Source organism: Nonomuraea sp. NPDC049714, assembly GCF_044465295.1.
Taxonomy (GTDB): Bacteria; Actinomycetota; Actinomycetes; order Streptosporangiales; family Streptosporangiaceae; genus Nonomuraea.
Genome location: NZ_JBITLM010000007.1, coordinates 56,725 through 72,000, shown reverse-complemented (window position 1 = coordinate 72,000; position 15,276 = coordinate 56,725). Strand labels below are relative to the sequence as shown.

At 73.2% G+C, this 15,276-nt stretch carries 13 protein-coding genes; 8 read left to right on the top strand and 5 right to left on the bottom strand.

The genetic code is table 11. From position 1 onward, the window contains the following. Window positions 1-25 precede the first annotated feature (25 nt). Window positions 26-937 carry a cyclase family protein gene (locus tag ACIBQX_RS26470; RefSeq protein ID WP_397009788.1) on the bottom strand — a complete coding sequence of 304 codons (912 nt, stop codon included), beginning with the start codon at window positions 935-937 and terminating at the stop codon, window positions 26-28. A gap of 349 nt (window positions 938-1,286) precedes the next feature. Between ACIBQX_RS26470 and ACIBQX_RS26465 the strand changes: the two genes are divergently transcribed. Beyond that, entirely contained in the window at window positions 1,287-2,525 is a 1,239-nt protein-coding gene (locus tag ACIBQX_RS26465; protein ID WP_397008962.1) for a serine hydrolase domain-containing protein, read from the top strand. Between the two features lie 13 nt (window positions 2,526-2,538). Here ACIBQX_RS26465 and ACIBQX_RS26460 read toward each other — a convergent pair whose 3' ends face one another. Together ACIBQX_RS26460 and ACIBQX_RS26455 are read right to left on the bottom strand one after the other, a co-directional pair. Further along, window positions 2,539-3,267 (bottom strand): SDR family NAD(P)-dependent oxidoreductase, encoded by a 729-nt coding sequence (locus tag ACIBQX_RS26460; protein ID WP_397008960.1) that lies wholly within the window; start codon window positions 3,265-3,267, stop codon window positions 2,539-2,541. A gap of 74 nt (window positions 3,268-3,341) precedes the next feature. Next, the gene (locus ACIBQX_RS26455) at window positions 3,342-3,947 is read right to left on the bottom strand and encodes an isochorismatase family cysteine hydrolase (protein WP_397008958.1); all 606 of its coding nucleotides are present in this window, start codon (window positions 3,945-3,947) and stop codon (window positions 3,342-3,344) included. Window positions 3,948-4,145: 198 nt separating this feature from the next. On the opposite strand from ACIBQX_RS26455, the gene ACIBQX_RS26450 reads away from it, so the two are divergent. Genes ACIBQX_RS26450 through ACIBQX_RS26425 form a run of 6 tightly spaced genes read left to right on the top strand, consistent with a single transcriptional unit; the run spans window position 4,146 to window position 11,250 of the window. Beyond that, the gene (locus tag ACIBQX_RS26450) at window positions 4,146-6,044 is read left to right on the top strand and encodes a protein kinase (RefSeq protein ID WP_397008956.1); all 1,899 of its coding nucleotides are present in this window, start codon (window positions 4,146-4,148) and stop codon (window positions 6,042-6,044) included. A gap of 26 nt (window positions 6,045-6,070) precedes the next feature. Next, window positions 6,071-6,433 carry a Zn-ribbon domain-containing OB-fold protein gene (locus tag ACIBQX_RS26445; RefSeq protein ID WP_397008954.1) on the top strand — a complete coding sequence of 121 codons (363 nt, stop codon included), beginning with the start codon at window positions 6,071-6,073 and terminating at the stop codon, window positions 6,431-6,433. Continuing rightward, window positions 6,430-6,753, top strand: a complete 324-nt coding sequence (locus tag ACIBQX_RS26440) for a VOC family protein (protein ID WP_397008952.1) — start codon at window positions 6,430-6,432, stop codon at window positions 6,751-6,753. The genes ACIBQX_RS26445 and ACIBQX_RS26440 overlap by 4 nt, the downstream gene beginning before the upstream one ends. 14 nt (window positions 6,754-6,767) lie before the next feature. After that, the gene (locus ACIBQX_RS26435) at window positions 6,768-8,336 is read left to right on the top strand and encodes an AMP-binding protein (RefSeq protein WP_397008950.1); all 1,569 of its coding nucleotides are present in this window, start codon (window positions 6,768-6,770) and stop codon (window positions 8,334-8,336) included. A gap of 36 nt (window positions 8,337-8,372) precedes the next feature. Next, window positions 8,373-10,514 (top strand): acetate--CoA ligase family protein, encoded by a 2,142-nt coding sequence (locus ACIBQX_RS26430; protein ID WP_397008948.1) that lies wholly within the window; start codon window positions 8,373-8,375, stop codon window positions 10,512-10,514. Beyond that, the gene (locus ACIBQX_RS26425) at window positions 10,501-11,250 is read left to right on the top strand and encodes a glucose 1-dehydrogenase (protein ID WP_397008946.1); all 750 of its coding nucleotides are present in this window, start codon (window positions 10,501-10,503) and stop codon (window positions 11,248-11,250) included. Before ACIBQX_RS26430 ends, ACIBQX_RS26425 begins: the two co-directional genes overlap by 14 nt. On the opposite strand, the gene ACIBQX_RS26420 is transcribed toward ACIBQX_RS26425, so the two are convergent. Beyond that, window positions 11,244-11,903, bottom strand: a complete 660-nt coding sequence (locus ACIBQX_RS26420; protein WP_397008944.1) for a PaaI family thioesterase — start codon at window positions 11,901-11,903, stop codon at window positions 11,244-11,246. The two genes, ACIBQX_RS26425 and ACIBQX_RS26420, sit on opposite strands and share 7 nt — an antisense overlap. 354 nt (window positions 11,904-12,257) lie before the next feature. On the opposite strand from ACIBQX_RS26420, the gene ACIBQX_RS26415 reads away from it, so the two are divergent. Next, window positions 12,258-14,375: a CHAP domain-containing protein gene (locus ACIBQX_RS26415; RefSeq protein WP_397008942.1), complete on the top strand. Its 2,118-nt coding sequence runs from the start codon at window positions 12,258-12,260 to the stop codon at window positions 14,373-14,375. Between the two features lie 59 nt (window positions 14,376-14,434). On the opposite strand, the gene ACIBQX_RS26410 is transcribed toward ACIBQX_RS26415, so the two are convergent. Beyond that, window positions 14,435-15,265, bottom strand: a complete 831-nt coding sequence (locus ACIBQX_RS26410; protein WP_397008940.1) for a TIGR03619 family F420-dependent LLM class oxidoreductase — start codon at window positions 15,263-15,265, stop codon at window positions 14,435-14,437. Window positions 15,266-15,276: the final 11 nt, after the last annotated feature.

Here is a 15,276-nt window from a genome sequence, read left to right as displayed (position 1 = left end):
CAAAATGTGACAATCGGCAGGGGGGTCACAATATGACCAGCGGATTCACCGGACTGCCTGTGCCGCCTTCGATCCGGAGCGGCGCCACCACGAAGACGAAGTCCGTACGGCCCGAGGCGCTCAGCTCGTCCAGCCAGAGCATCTCGATCAGGTGGATGCCGTGCCGGTGCAGCAGGATGAGGTGCAGGTCGTCCGCGAGCGGCTCGGTGGCGAGTTGACGGGCGTCGAGGCCGCCGATCGCGGCGTTGTCGGAGGCCACCACGGCGACGTCGCGCGCGGCCAGCCAGCGGCCCGCGTCCGGCGACAGCCCCGGCTGCCCCGACCAGTACTCCTCCGGCGAGCGCTCCCAGACTCCCGGCCAGCCGGTGCGCACGATCGCCACGTCCCCCGGCGCCGGCTCGGGGCCCACCTCCTGGAGGAGCTCAGCCGTGATGCGGAAGTCGCCGGGCAGGTGCTCCAGCCCCAGGTGGCGGGGAACGTCGAAGAGCACGCCCCGGGCCACCACCCCGCCCACCCGCTCGATGCCGCACCGGCCCGCGCCGTAGGAGCGTACGCGGGCGGCCGGGTGGGCGTTGTAGAGCTCGTCGCCCGACCACATGTGGCACAGCGCGTCCATGTGCGTGGTCGTGCCGTGGTGGGTGACGATCAGCGCGTCGTCGGCCACCCGCAGGCCGGCGCCCACCGGCTTGGTCCCGGCCGCGTAGTCGCCGCCGTCCACGGACATGAAGTGCTGCGGCAGCGGGCGACCGCGCAGGTGCGGCACGGTCGTGGGGGCCGGTGACGAGGTCGAGCCCCTGATCGGCATGGCGAGGCTGAGCACCCGTCCCTCGGTCGCGCTCGCCAGCGCGGCCAGCACCACCGGCGGGGTGAGCAGGTTCAGCGTCCCGCGCTGGTCCTCCGGGCCGAACCGGCCCCAGTTGTTCGGCTCGCCGCTGATCACAATCCGACTCTCGCACCCCATGGACCCGGCGACCAGCCCTGAACCCGACAAAGGCCCCTGATCGCCTGTCGCGGCGACCAGGAGCGCGTTGCCGCCTAGTCCTGCACCTGTACGGTCCCGATCCGTGGTGGCTTGGCGGTGAACAGCACGTCATCGCAGTCGCAGTTGCCGCAGCCTGGAGTCATCACACCTCCTTCCCGAGCGAGCTTCCCGAGCGAGGCCACACCCAGCGTAAGCCCGCATATCACGCCCTGGAGGGCCACACTTCACAGACCAGACGTGGCCTTCTGTGCGCATATGGCCGGAATTGTTAGGCTCGGCAGCCCAGTGAGTTTCCGGAGGTTCCATGTACTGCGATCCCCGTTTCTCCCGCGTGCGCGAGGTCTTCGCACGGCAGTTCGCCGAAGGGCTCGAACTGGGCGCCGCGTTCGCGGTCCACCTGAACGGCGAGCTCGTCGTGGACCTGTGGGACGGGGTCGCCGACGGGCGCACCGAGCGCCGCTGGCAGCACGACACCCCGGCGTTCGCCTACTCCTGCACCAAGGCGATCACCGCGACGGTCCTGCTGCAGCTCGCCGAGCGGGGACTGGTGGACGTCTCGGCGCCGGTGGCGGACGTCTGGCCGGAGTTCGCCGCCGAGGGCAAGGCGTCGATCACCGTCGAGCACCTGCTCACCCACCAGGCCGGGCTGCCGGTGATCGAGGAGCCGGTGCCGGTGGAGGAGTTCGAGGACCAGCCGGCCGTCGCGGCCAGGATCGCGGGCCAGGCTCCGATCTGGGAGCCGGGGTCCGCGCACGGCTATCACGCGCTGACGTACGGGTTCCTCGTCGGCGAGGTGGTGCGCCGGGTGACCGGCAAGTCCGTCGGCGACCTGGTGGCGGCGGAGATCGCCGGGCCGCTGGGGCTGGATCTGTGGGTGGGGGCGCCGGACGACGTGATCGAACGCGCCGCCCGGATCAAGGGCCCCGACCGCCGCTCCGGCACGGTCACCGCGGTGCCGGAACAGGCCGCCGAGAAAGCCGCCCAGGCCGCCACCGGGGACACCGCTGGAGACTCCACCGGGGACACCGCTGGTGACGCTGCTGGTGAAGCCGCCGGTGACGTGTTCACCCGGATGGCCGCCGCCGGGCGCGACCCGCAGAGCCTCATGAACCGCGCCCTCGGCAACCCCAGCATGCGGCTGCTCGACGGCGGCGCCAACAACCCGGTCATCCTGCGCGCGGGCTGGCCGGCCGCCGGTGTCGTCACCACGGCCGTCGGCCTCGCCGGCTTCTACCGCGCGCTGGTCGCCGGCGAGCTCCTGCGCCCCGAGACGCTGCGCGAGGCCATCCGCCCGCGCGCGACCGGCCCCGACAGGGTCCTGTACGTGGACAGCTCGTTCGGGTTGGGCTACATGCGCCCGGCGATGACGTTCCTGTCGCCGTCCCCGAGCGCGTTCGGCCACAGCGGCGCGGGCGGATCCCTCGGCCTGGGCGACGTCGAGCACGGGCTGGCGGCCGGCTACGTGATGAACCGGATGGCCGACGCCGTCTCCGGCAGCATGCGCGCCTACCACCTGATCCAGGCCGTGTACGAGTCGCTGTAGTCGGTGCCTGCCGTCAGTGCATGGTCACGCCGCCGCTCACCGACAGAGTCTGGCCGGTGAGGTAGGCGGCGCGATCGGTGCACAGGTAGGCGACGAGCCCGGCCACGTCGGCGGGGGTGCCGAGGCGGCGCAGCGGGACGCCTCGGGTGATCTTCTCGACCAGGCCGGGCCGGTCGGCGCTCACCTGGCGCAGCATCGGCGTGTCGGTGGGACCGGGGCAGACCACGTTGGAGGTGACGTTCGCCCGCGCGACCTCCCGGGCAAGTGTCTTGGCCAGGCCGAACAGACCCGACTTGGTCGCCGCGTAGGCCGCCTCGCCACCGGAGCCCGCCCTCGCGCCGTCGGAGGAGACGAACACCAGCCGCCCCCACCCCGCCGCCAGCATGCCGGGGAGCAGGAGCTGGGTGAGCAGCATCGGGCCGCGCAGGTTCACCTGCCACATCAGGTCCCAGCCGGCCGGGTCGCTGGTCGTGAACGGCTCCACGATGGAGACGCCCGCGTTGTGCACGAGGATGTCCACCTGGCCGGCAGCGGCGGCGAAACCCTCGATGGAGGGCGGCGAGACGAGGTCCACGGCCAGCGCCGACGCGCCCGCGAGCCCGGCCGCCACCTTCTCCGCGCCCGGCAGGTCCACGTCGGCGACGATCACCCGCGCGCCGAGCGACGCCAGGTCGGCGGCGATGGCCGAGCCGATACCACCCGCTCCCCCGGTCACCACGGCCACCCGCCCACCCAGCCCCATCCCACCCAGTCTCATCCCACCCGACCCCGTACCACCCGGCTCCGTCCCGCCCAGCCCCATTTCACCTGGCCCCATCATCGGGTGGCTCCCGCTTTCCACTCCTCGACGAGGGTCGCGGTGGTGGTGCGGGTGGCCAGGAGGCTGATCGTGTGCTTCAGTACGGCCTGCGCGTAGTCCTCCGGAATGCCCGCGACCGCGTCGGTGACCACCGTGACCCGGTAACCCAGGTTGACCGCCTCCAGGGCCAGGCCGGGGATGCCGAGGTTGAGCGAGACCCCCGCCGCGACCACGGCCGAGACGCCGAGGGAGCGCAGGGTGGTGTCGAGCGCGGTTCCGGTGAACGGGGAGAACCCGTGGTGACGCCTGCTCTCCAGGTCACCCTCGCCGCGCAGCTCCGGCAGCACCGCCACCGGTGGAGTGCCGTCGAGCAGGTGGGCGGGGTCCTTGAGCAGGGCGACGATGAACGGGCAGTTGCCCGTGTGGGAGCCGGCCCGGTCGGGGCGGAAGGCGGCGGTGCAGTGGATCACCGGCATCCCGGCCGCCCTGGCCGCCTGGAGCAGGGTCGCGGTGTTGGCGATCACGTCGTGACGCCGGCACGCCTCCACCAGGTCCGGAAATTTCGTCAGATCGCCGACAACGCCCCTCTGCATCTCCATGACCAGCACAGCGGTCTTCCCCACCCGAGGTTCCCCTTAGCCGAGCGCTTGCTTGGTCATGAGCGTACGCGCGAGGACCACCGTCCGGCTATATCCCGATTACTTCGTACGAAATATCCGCAGTCGTGACAACCGGAACCCCGGGTGAGACCGTCGAATGCATGAGGCGCCGGCAACTGGTCCCTGGTCGACGCAAGAGGCGCCATCAACGGGGGGTTCGGATTGGTCCCTGGTTACCGCGACGTACGCCAGCTCGGGGAGGGCCGCACCGGCCGCGTGTTCCTCTCCACCTACCAGGCGACCGGCGCCTACGTGGCCGTCAAGTACCTCAACGCCACCCTGCGCAGGGACGTCGAGTTCATGCGCCGCTACCGCGCGGACGCCGCCGCCTTGGTAGAGCTCGACGACCCGGCGGCGGTCAAGCTGCACGAGTACGTCGAGACGTCCTCACGTGCGGCCGTGGTGATGGAGCTGGTCGACGGGGTGTCGCTGCGCGCGCTCCTGGCCGAGCACGGCCCGGTCACCCCCGAGGCGGGGCTCGCGCTGCTCAAGACAGTCCTGAACGGCCTGGCCGCCGCCCACGAGAAGGGCGTGGCGCACCGCGACGTCCGGCCGGAGAACGTGTTCGTCCAGGCGGACGGCGCCTGCAAGCTGTCGGACTTCGGGATCGTGGTGCACGTGGAGGAGCCGGGCGTGCCCGCGGGCAGCCCGGCGTACATGTCGCCCGAGCTGTGGACGCTCGGCGCCGCCGGGCCGCCCGCCGACCTGTACGCGGCCGCCTGCCTGCTGTTCGAGGCCGTCCGGGGGCGGCCGCCCTACCAGGCCGACGACGTCCCCGGCCTGCGTGACCGGCACCTGGTGGAGCCGGTGCCGGTGGAGATCGTCCCCGACCCGCTGCGCGGGCTGCTCAGGCGCGGGCTGGCCAAGGACCCGACCGCCAGGTACGCCTCGGCCCGGCAGTTCGCCGCCGAGCTGGAGCGGGACGCCGAAGCGGGGTACGGGCCCGACTGGGAGAAGCGGGGACGGCGGAACCTCGCCGAGCCGGCCACGCTGCTCGCCCTGCACTTCCCCCTGGCCAGGCCGGACTCGGCGGGCCGGACGGAGCCAGTGGCGGGCCGGACGGGCCGGGCGGGCTCGGTGGCGGGCCGGGCGGGCTCGGTGGCGGGCCGGGCGGGCTCGGTGGCGCGCGGCGCCACCCGCCTGCGCCGCGTGCCGCGGTGGGTGCCCATCTGGCCGCCGTACCTGTGGGTGGCGTGGGCCACGGTCGCCGCGCTGGCCGCCACGCTGATGATGTCGGGCGGCCGGCTGCCGCCGAGTCCGGGCACGGTGCTGCTGCCGCCGCCGGAGAGCACGACGGAGCCCACCGACCCCGAGCCCGACGACCCCGAGCCCGACGACCCGGCGCAAACCTCGGCGGACTCCAGGCCCGACACCCCGGCGAGAACCTCGGGAGAGGACGAGCCCGGCACCCCCGCCGACGCCTCGACCACCTCCATGCCGCCCGATCCCACGGGAGCCGCTCCCACCCCCGACTCCCCCAGCACGCCCCCGGCGACGAGCGCCTCCGCGACGCCGACCGGGCGGCGCAGTGCCGGGGCGACGCCGCGTCCGGCCGTTCAGGCGGCGGGCATCCTGTCCTGGAGCGGCTCCGAGGGCTCGGTGCGCGTCACCGCCGACGGCCCAGGACAGGTACGCCTGCGCATCTCGTACATGCGACGTGACGGCGACGGCCCGGCCCGTGAGGTGGCGAGCGAGACACGCACGCTCACCGGCCGGACGAACTACACCAGCGCGGTGCGGCGCGACCTGGGCGCGGTGGCGTGCGGCGAGCGGGCGCACCTGGCCATCGTGGCGATGACCGAACCGGCGGCGGCCAACGGCCCGCAGATCAGCGAGGTGACCGTGACCGGCCCGGCCTGCGCCACACCGAGCGCCACCGGCCACCCCACGTCCGGCCACCCCACGCCCGGCCAGAGCCCCACCGGCACCCCACCGGCGTCCCAGGCCCCCGCCCACCGCCCGGCCGCCGAAGCGCCCCCGCCGCGCAGCCCTTGTCCGGACCCGATTCCCGACGCCCCGGACCCGGCCGGGGAAGTCACTTCCCCGGAGCTTGTCGGGTAACCAAGCGTGCGCTAGCTTGGCAAGCGATGAGCGGTGACATCTCGGCCTACCGGGCCGCCTGCGCGCGCGGCGAGCTGCTCGTCCAGCGCTGCACCTCCTGCGCCCGCCGGGTGCACCTGCCGGAGCCGCGCTGCCCCTGGTGCGACGGCGACGAGCTGGTCTTCGAGCCGGTGTCCGGCCGGGGCGTGGTGCACACGTTCACCGTCGTGCACCGCTCCTTCGTGCCCGCCTACCGGGGCCGCGAGCCGTACGTGCCCGCGTGGGTGGACCTGCCCGAGGGGGCCCGCGTGTTCGGGCACGTCGTAGGGTGCCCGCCCCAGCAGGTCCGGATCGGGATGCCGGTGCGGGTGACGTTCGTGGACGACCAACCGCACTGGAGGCCCCTGTGAGGCTCGGCAACGTGCTCATCCCCGTCACCGACCTGGACCAGGCCATCGCGTTCTACGGGCTGCCGGTGAAGTTCCGCGACGGTGACCGGTTCGCCGCGCTGGACGCGGGCGGGGTGACGGTGGCGCTGGCCGGGCCCGCCGAGCACGTCACCGCCTCGGCCGCACCCTCGTACAAGGTGGACGACGTGCCGCTGGCCGTACAGGAGCTGGAGGCGCGTGGCGGCGAGGTGGTGCGCGCGCCCGAGAGCGGGCCGCACGAGACGCGCGCCGTGCTGCGTGACCCCTCAGGAAACGTCTTCGTGCTCTATTCGCCCCTCTGACCTGGAGGCCCCCCATGGCGCGATCACCGTACGGCAACTACGGGCACGCGATCCTGACCGCCGGCGCGATGCGCGCGCCCGGCCAGGTGGCGCTCACCTACTGCGGCGAGCGGAGCTTCACCTACGGCGAGCTCGACCGGATCGTGAACCGGCGCTCCCACGCGCTGCTCACCGCGGGCGTCGTCCCCGGCCGACGGGTCGCGGCCCTGCTGAACGAGACCCTGCACGTGGCCGAGGTCTACCTGGCCCAGGCCAAGATCGGCGCGATCACCGCCGCGCTGAACCCGTACTGGCCGGCGGACACGCTGCGCGCCGTCGTCGAGCACTCCCGGTGCACGGCCTTCGTGTACGACTCCACGGTGGAGCGGGTGGTGGCCGAGATCAGGCCGTCGCTGCCGGGCGTGACCACCTGGATCAAGGTGGGCGGCCCCGACGCGGACGCGGTCGACCTGGACGCCCTGTCGGCGACGGCCTCGGCGGAGCCGCCGCCCCTGGGAGGCGGCCACGACGACCCGCTCGCCCTGTACTACACCTCCGGCACCACCGGCCTGCCCAAGGCGGTCGTCCACACGCACGCCTCGTGCCTGGCGACGGCCCAGATCTGGCTCGACGTGCCGCGCTCGGCCGAGTCGGTGTTCGGCACCGGCGCCATCATCTGGGGCATCGGCTTCCCCGCCATCGTGGGGCCCGCCCTGTACGCCGGGATGCGGCTGGTGCTGGAGCAGGACTGGGGTCCGGCCAACTTCCTCAAGGTGGTGCCGAGGGAACGGGTCACACATGTCTCGCAGATCCCGTCGTTCTACGCGGCCCTGCTCGGCTCGCCCGGCCACGAGGGCGTGGACCTGTCGTCCCTCCGGGTCATCATGCTGGGCGGCGAGCCGCTCACGCCGACCATGCTGGGACAGATCAAGCACCGCCTGCCCGAGGCCGCCGTCTACGCCTACTACGGACAGACCGAGGCCCCGTACACCTGCATGGGCCGGGTGGACGACGGCTCCACCCCGCTCGGCTCGTCCGGCCGGGCCCGCACCGGCAACGCGGTCCGGGTGACGGACCCGGCGGGCGAGCGGGTCATCGGCGAGGCGGGCGAGATCAACCTCGCCGGTCCGCACCGGATGGCCGGCTACGACGGGCTGCCGGACAAGACCGCGGAGGTGCTGCGCGGCGACTGGTACGTCGGCGGTGACCTCGGCACCCTGTCCCCGGACGGGGTGCTGCGGGTGCTCGGACGGCGCGAGGACGCCATCCTCAAGGGCGGCGCCTGGACGCAGCCGGCGGAGATCGAGGACGCGGCCACCGCCCTCGACGGCGTCGCCGAGGCCGGAGCGGTGGGCGTGCCCGCGCACGCCGAGGGCCAGGAGGCGGCGGAGCAGCGCATCCTGCTGGCGGTCGTGGCGCGCACCGGGCACACCCTGGACGCCGCCAAGCTGGCCCTGTCCCTGGCCGACACCCTCCCTGCGCACCAGCGGCCCGACCACATCGTGATCGCCGACGCGCTCCCGCACTTCGAGGACGCCTCCGGCGGCCCCGGCAAGCTGCTCCGCCGGGAGATCCGCGACCAGCACGGCCACCTGCTCGGCTGACCCGGCCCCGCGGCTTCCGGCCGGCAAGGAGGTTCCATGAGGGAGCACGAGGTCAAGGCACTGCTCCGGGGGGCAGGGGTACGAGTTCCGCGCGGGATCGTGGTGGCCGAGGTCGGTGCTGACTTCGCTTTCCAGGATGCGACGGACCTGGCGGAGCCGCTGGTGCTCAAGGCGTTCGGGCCGGGGCTGACGCACAAGTCGGATGCGGGCGCGGTGGTGCTCGGGCTCGGCAGAGGGCAGGTGGCCGGGGCCGCCGCCGCGATGGCCGCGCGGCTGGACGAGCAGGGGATCGCCGCCGACGGGTTCCTGGTGGAGGAGCAGGCGGGCGCGGGCGTGGAGCTGATCGTGGGGCTGGTGCGCGATCCCGGGTTCGGGCCGGTGCTGCTCGTGGGGCTGGGCGGGGTGCTGGCGGAGGTGCTGCGGGACACCGCGTTGCGCCTGTGTCCGGTGTCGGAGAAGGACGTGCGGCACATGCTGGCGTCCCTGCGCGGCGCCGCGCTGCTGCACGGTCACCGGGGCGAGCGGCCGGTGGACCTGGAGGCGGTGGTCGCGCTCCTCATGACGATCGGCGGGCCCGGCGGGCTGTGGGAGCGCCTGGACCTCGGCGAGTTCGAGCTGAACCCGGTCATCGCCACGCCGTCCGGCGTCACAGCCGTGGACGCCCGCTATCTCCCGGCCCGCAACGCTTCGCCCGCACCCCCGGTCCACCGCTCGGGTGCCGTACACGTCCCGCCGTGGACCTCCGAGTCCGCGCCGGTCGACGGCGGGTTCGGGGCGCTTTTCGAGCCGGCGGCGGTGGCCGTGGTCGGGGCCTCCACGACCAGGCCGAACTTCGGCAACATGTTCCTGGAGTTCTACAAGGCGACCGGCGTCCCCCTGGTGGCCGTCCATCCGCGGGCGCGTGAGGTCGCCGGGGTGCCCGCCGTGCGATCGCTGGCCGAGGCCGGCGTGGACTACGCGCTCGTGGCCGTACCGGCTGAGAAGTGTGCGGAGGTGGTGCGGCAGGCCGGCGGCGTGGCGTTCGTGCAGGTGATGAGCGGCGGGTTCGGCGAGGCGGGGCGGCCGGAGCTGGAGCGGGAGCTGCTCGCCGCCGCGCGGGCGGCGGGGACGCGGCTGCTCGGGCCGAACTGCATGGGCGTCTACTGCCCGCGCGGCCGTCAGACGTTCGTCGGCGGCGGGCTGGGGGCGGCGGGGACGGTCGCGCTGATCTCGCAGAGCGGCGGCCTGGCGGGGGAGGTGATCAAGGTCGGGGAGCGGCGCGGGCTGGCTTTCAGCCGCGTGGCGACCGTCGGGAACGCCGTCGACGTCACCCCGGCCGAGCTGCTCCGGTGGCTGTCGCGGGACCGGGAGACGCGCGCGGTGGGGCTGTATCTGGAGGATCCGCGCGACGGCCGGGCCCTGTACGAGGCGCTGGCCGGCGCGGGGATGCCGGTGGCGCTGCTGGTCGGCGGCCGGACCGAGCAGGGGCAGCGGGCCGCGGCCTCGCACACGGGCGGGCTGGTGAGCCGGTCGCGGATCTGGGAGGCGGTCGCCGAGCAGGCCGGGGTCACGCTGGTCAACAGCCAGGACGAGCTGATCGGCGCGCTGGCGTACTTCCAGGCGCACGGCTCGCGGGCGCACGTCCAAGCGGACGGCGCGCGGGCGCACCTCCAGGCGGACGGCTCTCGGGCGGCGGCGGGGGACGGGACGCTGGTGATCGGGCCGAGCGGCGGGGCGGGTGTGCTGGCGGCCGACGCGTTCGCGCGGGCCGGGGTGCGGCTGGATCCGCTGCCGGACGCGCTGCTGAGCGAGCTGCCGCGCCTCGGAATCCATGCCGGGGGCAATCCGCTGGAGATCCCCGTGGGGCCGCGCGGGCGGGCCGAGCTGGTGCGGGAGGTGATCGGCGTCGCCGTGCGCGGCCGGCCGTACCGCGACGTGGTGGCGCACGTGAACGTGCAGAGCTTCTTCACCTACGGGACGGCGGCGGAGCCGCTGCTGGCGTACGCGCGGGCGCTCGCCGGGGCGCAGCGCGAGCTCACCACCCGGATCACGCTGGTGACCAGGAACGGCGAGTGCGCCCCCGCCGGGGTCGAGGACGAGATCGGGGCGATCATGACGGCCGCGGGGATCCCCGTGTACCGATCGATGGAGGCGGCGGCGGTCGCCGTGGCGGCGGGAGGGCGTTGTGGGACTGCTTGACGGGAAGGTGGCGCTGGTCACCGGCGGGGCGCGGGGCATGGGCGAGGCGCACGTGCGGCTGTTCCTGCAGGAGGGGGCGCGCGTGGTCTTCGGTGACGTGCTCGACGAGGAGGGCAAGGCGCTGGCGGAGGAGACCGGGGCGACGTACGTACGCCACGACGTCACCAGCCCACGGGAGTGGGAGCACGTGGTGGCGACGACCGTCAGTCTGTACGGCGCGCTGGACGTCCTCGTCAACAACGCCGGGATCCTGAAATTTCGGCGTATCAGCGATATGTCGCTGGATGACTTCGACCGTGTCATCAGTGTCAACCTCAGGGGCACCTGGCTGGGGATCAAGTCGGTGATCGAGCCCATGAAGGCGGCCGGCCGGGGCTCGATCGTGAACATCTCCTCCATCGAGGGCTTCATCGGCGCCGAGGGCCTGTCCGCCTACTCGGCCTCCAAGTTCGGCATCCGTGGCGTCACCAAGTCGGCGGCCCGGGAGCTGGCCAGGTTCAGGATCCGCGTCAACTCGGTGCACCCGGGGGCGATCAACACCCCGATGGTGCTGGACCCTGAGCTGGCGGCCGAGGTGGACGCGGAGACCTTCGTGAAGTCGATGGTCATCAAACGGTTCGCCAAGCCGGTCGAGGTCTCGCACGTGGTGGCGTTCCTGGCCTCGGACCGGTCGAGTTACTGCACGGGCAGCGAGTTCACGGTGGACGGCGGACTGCTCACCGGCGCGGGCTACTGACCTGTGCGGGCGCCGCCGTCCGGGAGGCCACGCGGCCCGTCGCCCCGCAGCCAGGCGGCCGGCGTGACGAACAGGCCGGTCGCCTCCACCAGCAGGGTCCCGTCAGGCAGCGAGATGCGGCCGTCCGACCAGCTCTTACGGCCCTCGGCCCGGGTGTGCTCGGCCGTCGCCACCACCGGCGTGCCGTAGGGCACCGGCGCGCGGTAGGACATGGTCAGCGTCGCCGTCACGCCCGCGTACCCGGCCACGGCGGCGGCCTGGCCCAGCATGTGGTCGAGCACCATGGCGGTGATCCCCCCGTGCACCCCGCCGGGCGGACCCTCGTGCAACGGCCGGAACGCCACCTCCGCCCGCACCCTTCCCTCCGCGACGTGCTCGACCACGAGCGGGAACGCGAACGGGTTGCCCGCGCCGATGACGGCGTTGCCCAGGGTCCGGACGGTGCCGTCGGCGCGGATCTCGAAAGGATGCGGAGACGTACGGCCGGCCGCGTCGAGCCGCTCGGTCAACGCGCGCAGCTCGTCGGTGACGGCGGCCAGCTCCTGCTCTCCGACGCCGGTCATGGCCACGGCGTCCATGAGCTCCCTGGTCTGCGCGGCCAGGGCGCACAGCGCCTCGACCCGGGATTCGCTGATGGTCGCCTCGATCGTCATGCCTGGCATCTTAGAACAAGGTTCTACATGCGACCTCTTCCGGTACGTACAGCGACGGAACGACAGCGGAGTGAGGTAGTTCAACGGTTTTGGTAGATCTTTTTTGCGTTGAATCACCTTTGTCGTGATATTTCCGTAATACTACTGACCTGCGGCTTCCTGCATGGAACGGGCATGGCCTTCCCTTGACGCGTGCTTGACCTGCCTTTACGTGCCGGTAGCCTCTCGCATCACGGATGACAACAAGTCTCCGGCTTTGTCACAAGCGTCCCGGGTCACCCCGGTACCCCACGCTGCGCGGACGAAACCGGACTCGCTCAGAAGGGTTGCCCCCACACTTCCATGACCCCTGAGATGAAGAAGTTCATCGAGCTGCTGGAGAACGAGCTCGGCTACGCGGAGAAGGCAAGCGCGTACACCAAGTTCGGCAGCTGGTACGGCAAGAACGTGGAGTTCGACGCCGACTACACCCACGCTCCCTGGTGTGACATGTTCCTCTCCTGGGCCGCGCACAAGCTCGGCTACGAGGAGTGGATGGGCCAGTTCGCCTGGACCGTCGCGCACGCCAAGTGGTTCAAGAAGCAGGACGCCTGGGGCACCGAGCCCGAGCCCGGCGCCTTCGTCTTCTACGACTGGAGCGGCTCCAACAGCATCGGCCGGATCGACCACGTGGGCATCGTGACCCGGGTCGAAGGCGGCCGGATCTTCACCATCGAAGGCAACATCGACGGGGGCGTCGCCAAGCGCAAGGAGCGCGACACCAGCAAGGTCGTCGGCTACGGCTACCCGTGGAAGATCAAGGAACGGCTGGACGCCAAGAAGTCCATGCGCGAGGGGCACTACGCGGCCGACCACCCCGGCAGTCACAAGCCTGGCACGCTCCAGCTGCCCGAGCAGCTCCGCTCGGAGATCCCGTTCCTGGAGACGGACGAGCAGGCGAAGGTGCCGCTTTCGGCGCCGAAGAGCACCGCCAAGAAGAAGACCGGGCACGCCGAGGCGCCCGCCCCCAAGCCCTCGCCCAAGAGCGCTGCCAAGGGTGCGGACCCCGCCCCCGTATCCGGCACGGCCTCGTCGCCGGCGGTGCCCAAGAGCGGCAAGCACGCCAAGCACTCCGCCGCCGACACCAGCGCGGTGACCACCGGCCCCATCCCCGTGATCACGGACGTCGCCGCCTCCTCGCCGCCGCCCGCCGCCGTACTCGGATCCCCCGCCATCCTCACCTCCGCCCTGGTGGCCACCCTGGCGATGCTGGCGATCACCAAGACCAAACGCCTGCGGCTGCGCCCGGCGCTCGCCGCGGCCCCCGCGCCGGCCCCGGCCCACCGCCGTCGCCGCAAGGCCGCCGGACGCGCCACCGCCGAGCGCCCGCCGCGCCGGAACGCCGTCGAGCTCACCGGCCCGCACCGGCCCCTCCTGGACGGCCCCCTCCTGGACAGGCCCCTTCCGGACGCCGCCGAGCCGGTCGGCGCGCTCAGGTCGCTCCAGGAGACCTTCGTACCCGCGTTCGAGACGATCGTCATTCCCGAGGCGACGAGCGAGTTCAGCGCGTTCTCCCGCTCAGGGTCGCTGAGCGGCTCCCCTCTCACGCCGGAGACCACCGGCCCTCTCGAACTCTTCCCCCGCAGGCTGGATGCCACCGGCCCCATCAGGCCCTACGTGCGGCGGACGACGAACACCGCCGAGCCCGCCACCGCCGCCCGCCGCTTCGAGCCCTTCCCCCTCGCCCCCCGAGCACCCGCCCGGCCCGAGTCCCGCACCGGCCACACCACCAGCGGCTTCGAGCCGTTCCCGCACACCCTCCACGGGGCGAGCGAGTTCGAGCCCTTCTCCCGCACCAGGCCCGCACCGACCGGAGGCGAGCCGCGCACCCTGTACGCGACGAGCAGCGGCGAGCCGTCGCCCCACACCCGGCACGCGGCGAGCGGCGGCGAGCCGTCGCCCCACGCCCGGGTGAGCGGGTTCGAGGCGTTCTCCCGCACGCCGGGCGCGGCGAGCGAGTTCGACGCCTTCACCCCCAACGCGGCGTCCTCGCGCGCCGGCGCGACCGGATCCGCCTCCCGCCGCGAGCACCCCTCCGGCGCCTACTCCGGCCGACGACGCGGCCGTGAGCACCCGGCGGAGGACCTGACAGGCTTCGCCACGGACGCCTCCCCGCGCGGCCGCCGCCACCGCCCGTCGGCCGTCGACCGTCAGTTCACCGAGCCGTTCACCCAGGACACCCCGCTCCGCGGCCGCCGCCACCGCTCCACCTCCCCCACGCCCTCAAGACCCACCCACCCCACTGACCCGGCCACCTCCAGGCCCGTCCACCTCACTGACCCGACCATGGCCATGGCAGGCGCGCCCCTGTCGGAGACCTGGCCCTCGCCGTCCGACGACGCACCCGGCGCGGCCCCCCAGCACCCGCGCCCCCAATCCCCCACCCACGGCACCCGCCGCCCAGGCTCCCGCCGAGGCCGCCACCGCGCCTGACAGCCCGGCGATCAGGCGTGGCCGCACGAAACAGCGGGCCGGACCCCCGCAGGCCATGCTCACGGTTCAGGGGTGAGGTCGTGGTCGGCGGCGAAGGCAGTCAGGGCGGTGACCGCGTCCCGGGTGCGGGTCCAGGGGCGGACGATGAGCCGGTCCACCCCCAGGGCAGCCCACGACCCCACCTCGTCCGGCGAGGACAGCTCGTAGGCGTGGGCCGTGACGGACGCCGCCCCGCCGAGCGTCTCCAGCCGCCGCAGCTGGGGAGTGATCGTCTCCAGGGTGTGCGGCATGCTGATCCACCCGTCGCACAGCCGAACCGCCCGGCGCAGCGCGGCGGCCGACTCGCCGCCGGCCATGATGGGCAGGCGGTGCTGGACGGGCTTGGGCTCGAACGCCACCTCGGGAAAGGCGTAGAAGGCCCCAGAATGCCCGACCAGAGGCTCGCTCCACAGCCGCCTGACCACCTCGATGGCCTCGTCGAGCCGCGCCCCCCGTGAGTGGAAGGGCACCCCTGCCGCGTCCCATTCGCCGCGATACCACCCGGCTCCCACGCCGCAGATCGCCCGCCCGGAGGAGACCGCGTCGAGGGTGGCGAAGGCGCGGGCCGACACGAACGGGTGCCGCAACGCCAGCAACTGCACCGCCGTACCCAGCCGGACGCGGGTGGTGACCCCGGCCAGGAAGCACAGGTACGCGGGCGCGTCGTACAGCGGCGTGGACGGCCTGATGGCGGGTTCCGACGAGCCGGGGTAGGCGGCGAGCGACAGGTCGGCGGCGAACACCAGATGCTCGGGCAGCCACACGGACTCGTACCCGAGCTCGTCGGCGGCCACCGCCACGTCCTTCCACGCGGCCGGATGGATGAGCCCGAGCGGCACCCCGAATCTCATGGGCCAAACCT

What these genes read in the sequence shown, in the direction of transcription:
- ACIBQX_RS26460 (WP_397008960.1), bottom strand. Translation starts at nt 3,267, where the DNA reads ATGGGGCTGGGTGGGCGGGTGGCCGTGGTGACCGGGGGAGCGGGTGGT.
- ACIBQX_RS26430 (WP_397008948.1), top strand. Translation starts at nt 8,373, where the DNA reads ATGAGGGAGCACGAGGTCAAGGCACTGCTCCGGGGGGCAGGGGTACGA.
- ACIBQX_RS26410 (WP_397008940.1), bottom strand. Translation starts at nt 15,265, where the DNA reads ATGAGATTCGGGGTGCCGCTCGGGCTCATCCATCCGGCCGCGTGGAAG.
- ACIBQX_RS26420 (WP_397008944.1), bottom strand. Translation starts at nt 11,903, where the DNA reads ATGACGATCGAGGCGACCATCAGCGAATCCCGGGTCGAGGCGCTGTGC.
- ACIBQX_RS26415 (WP_397008942.1), top strand. Translation starts at nt 12,258, where the DNA reads ATGAAGAAGTTCATCGAGCTGCTGGAGAACGAGCTCGGCTACGCGGAG.
- ACIBQX_RS26435 (WP_397008950.1), top strand. Translation starts at nt 6,768, where the DNA reads ATGGCGCGATCACCGTACGGCAACTACGGGCACGCGATCCTGACCGCC.
- ACIBQX_RS26445 (WP_397008954.1), top strand. Translation starts at nt 6,071, where the DNA reads ATGAGCGGTGACATCTCGGCCTACCGGGCCGCCTGCGCGCGCGGCGAG.
- ACIBQX_RS26465 (WP_397008962.1), top strand. Translation starts at nt 1,287, where the DNA reads ATGTACTGCGATCCCCGTTTCTCCCGCGTGCGCGAGGTCTTCGCACGG.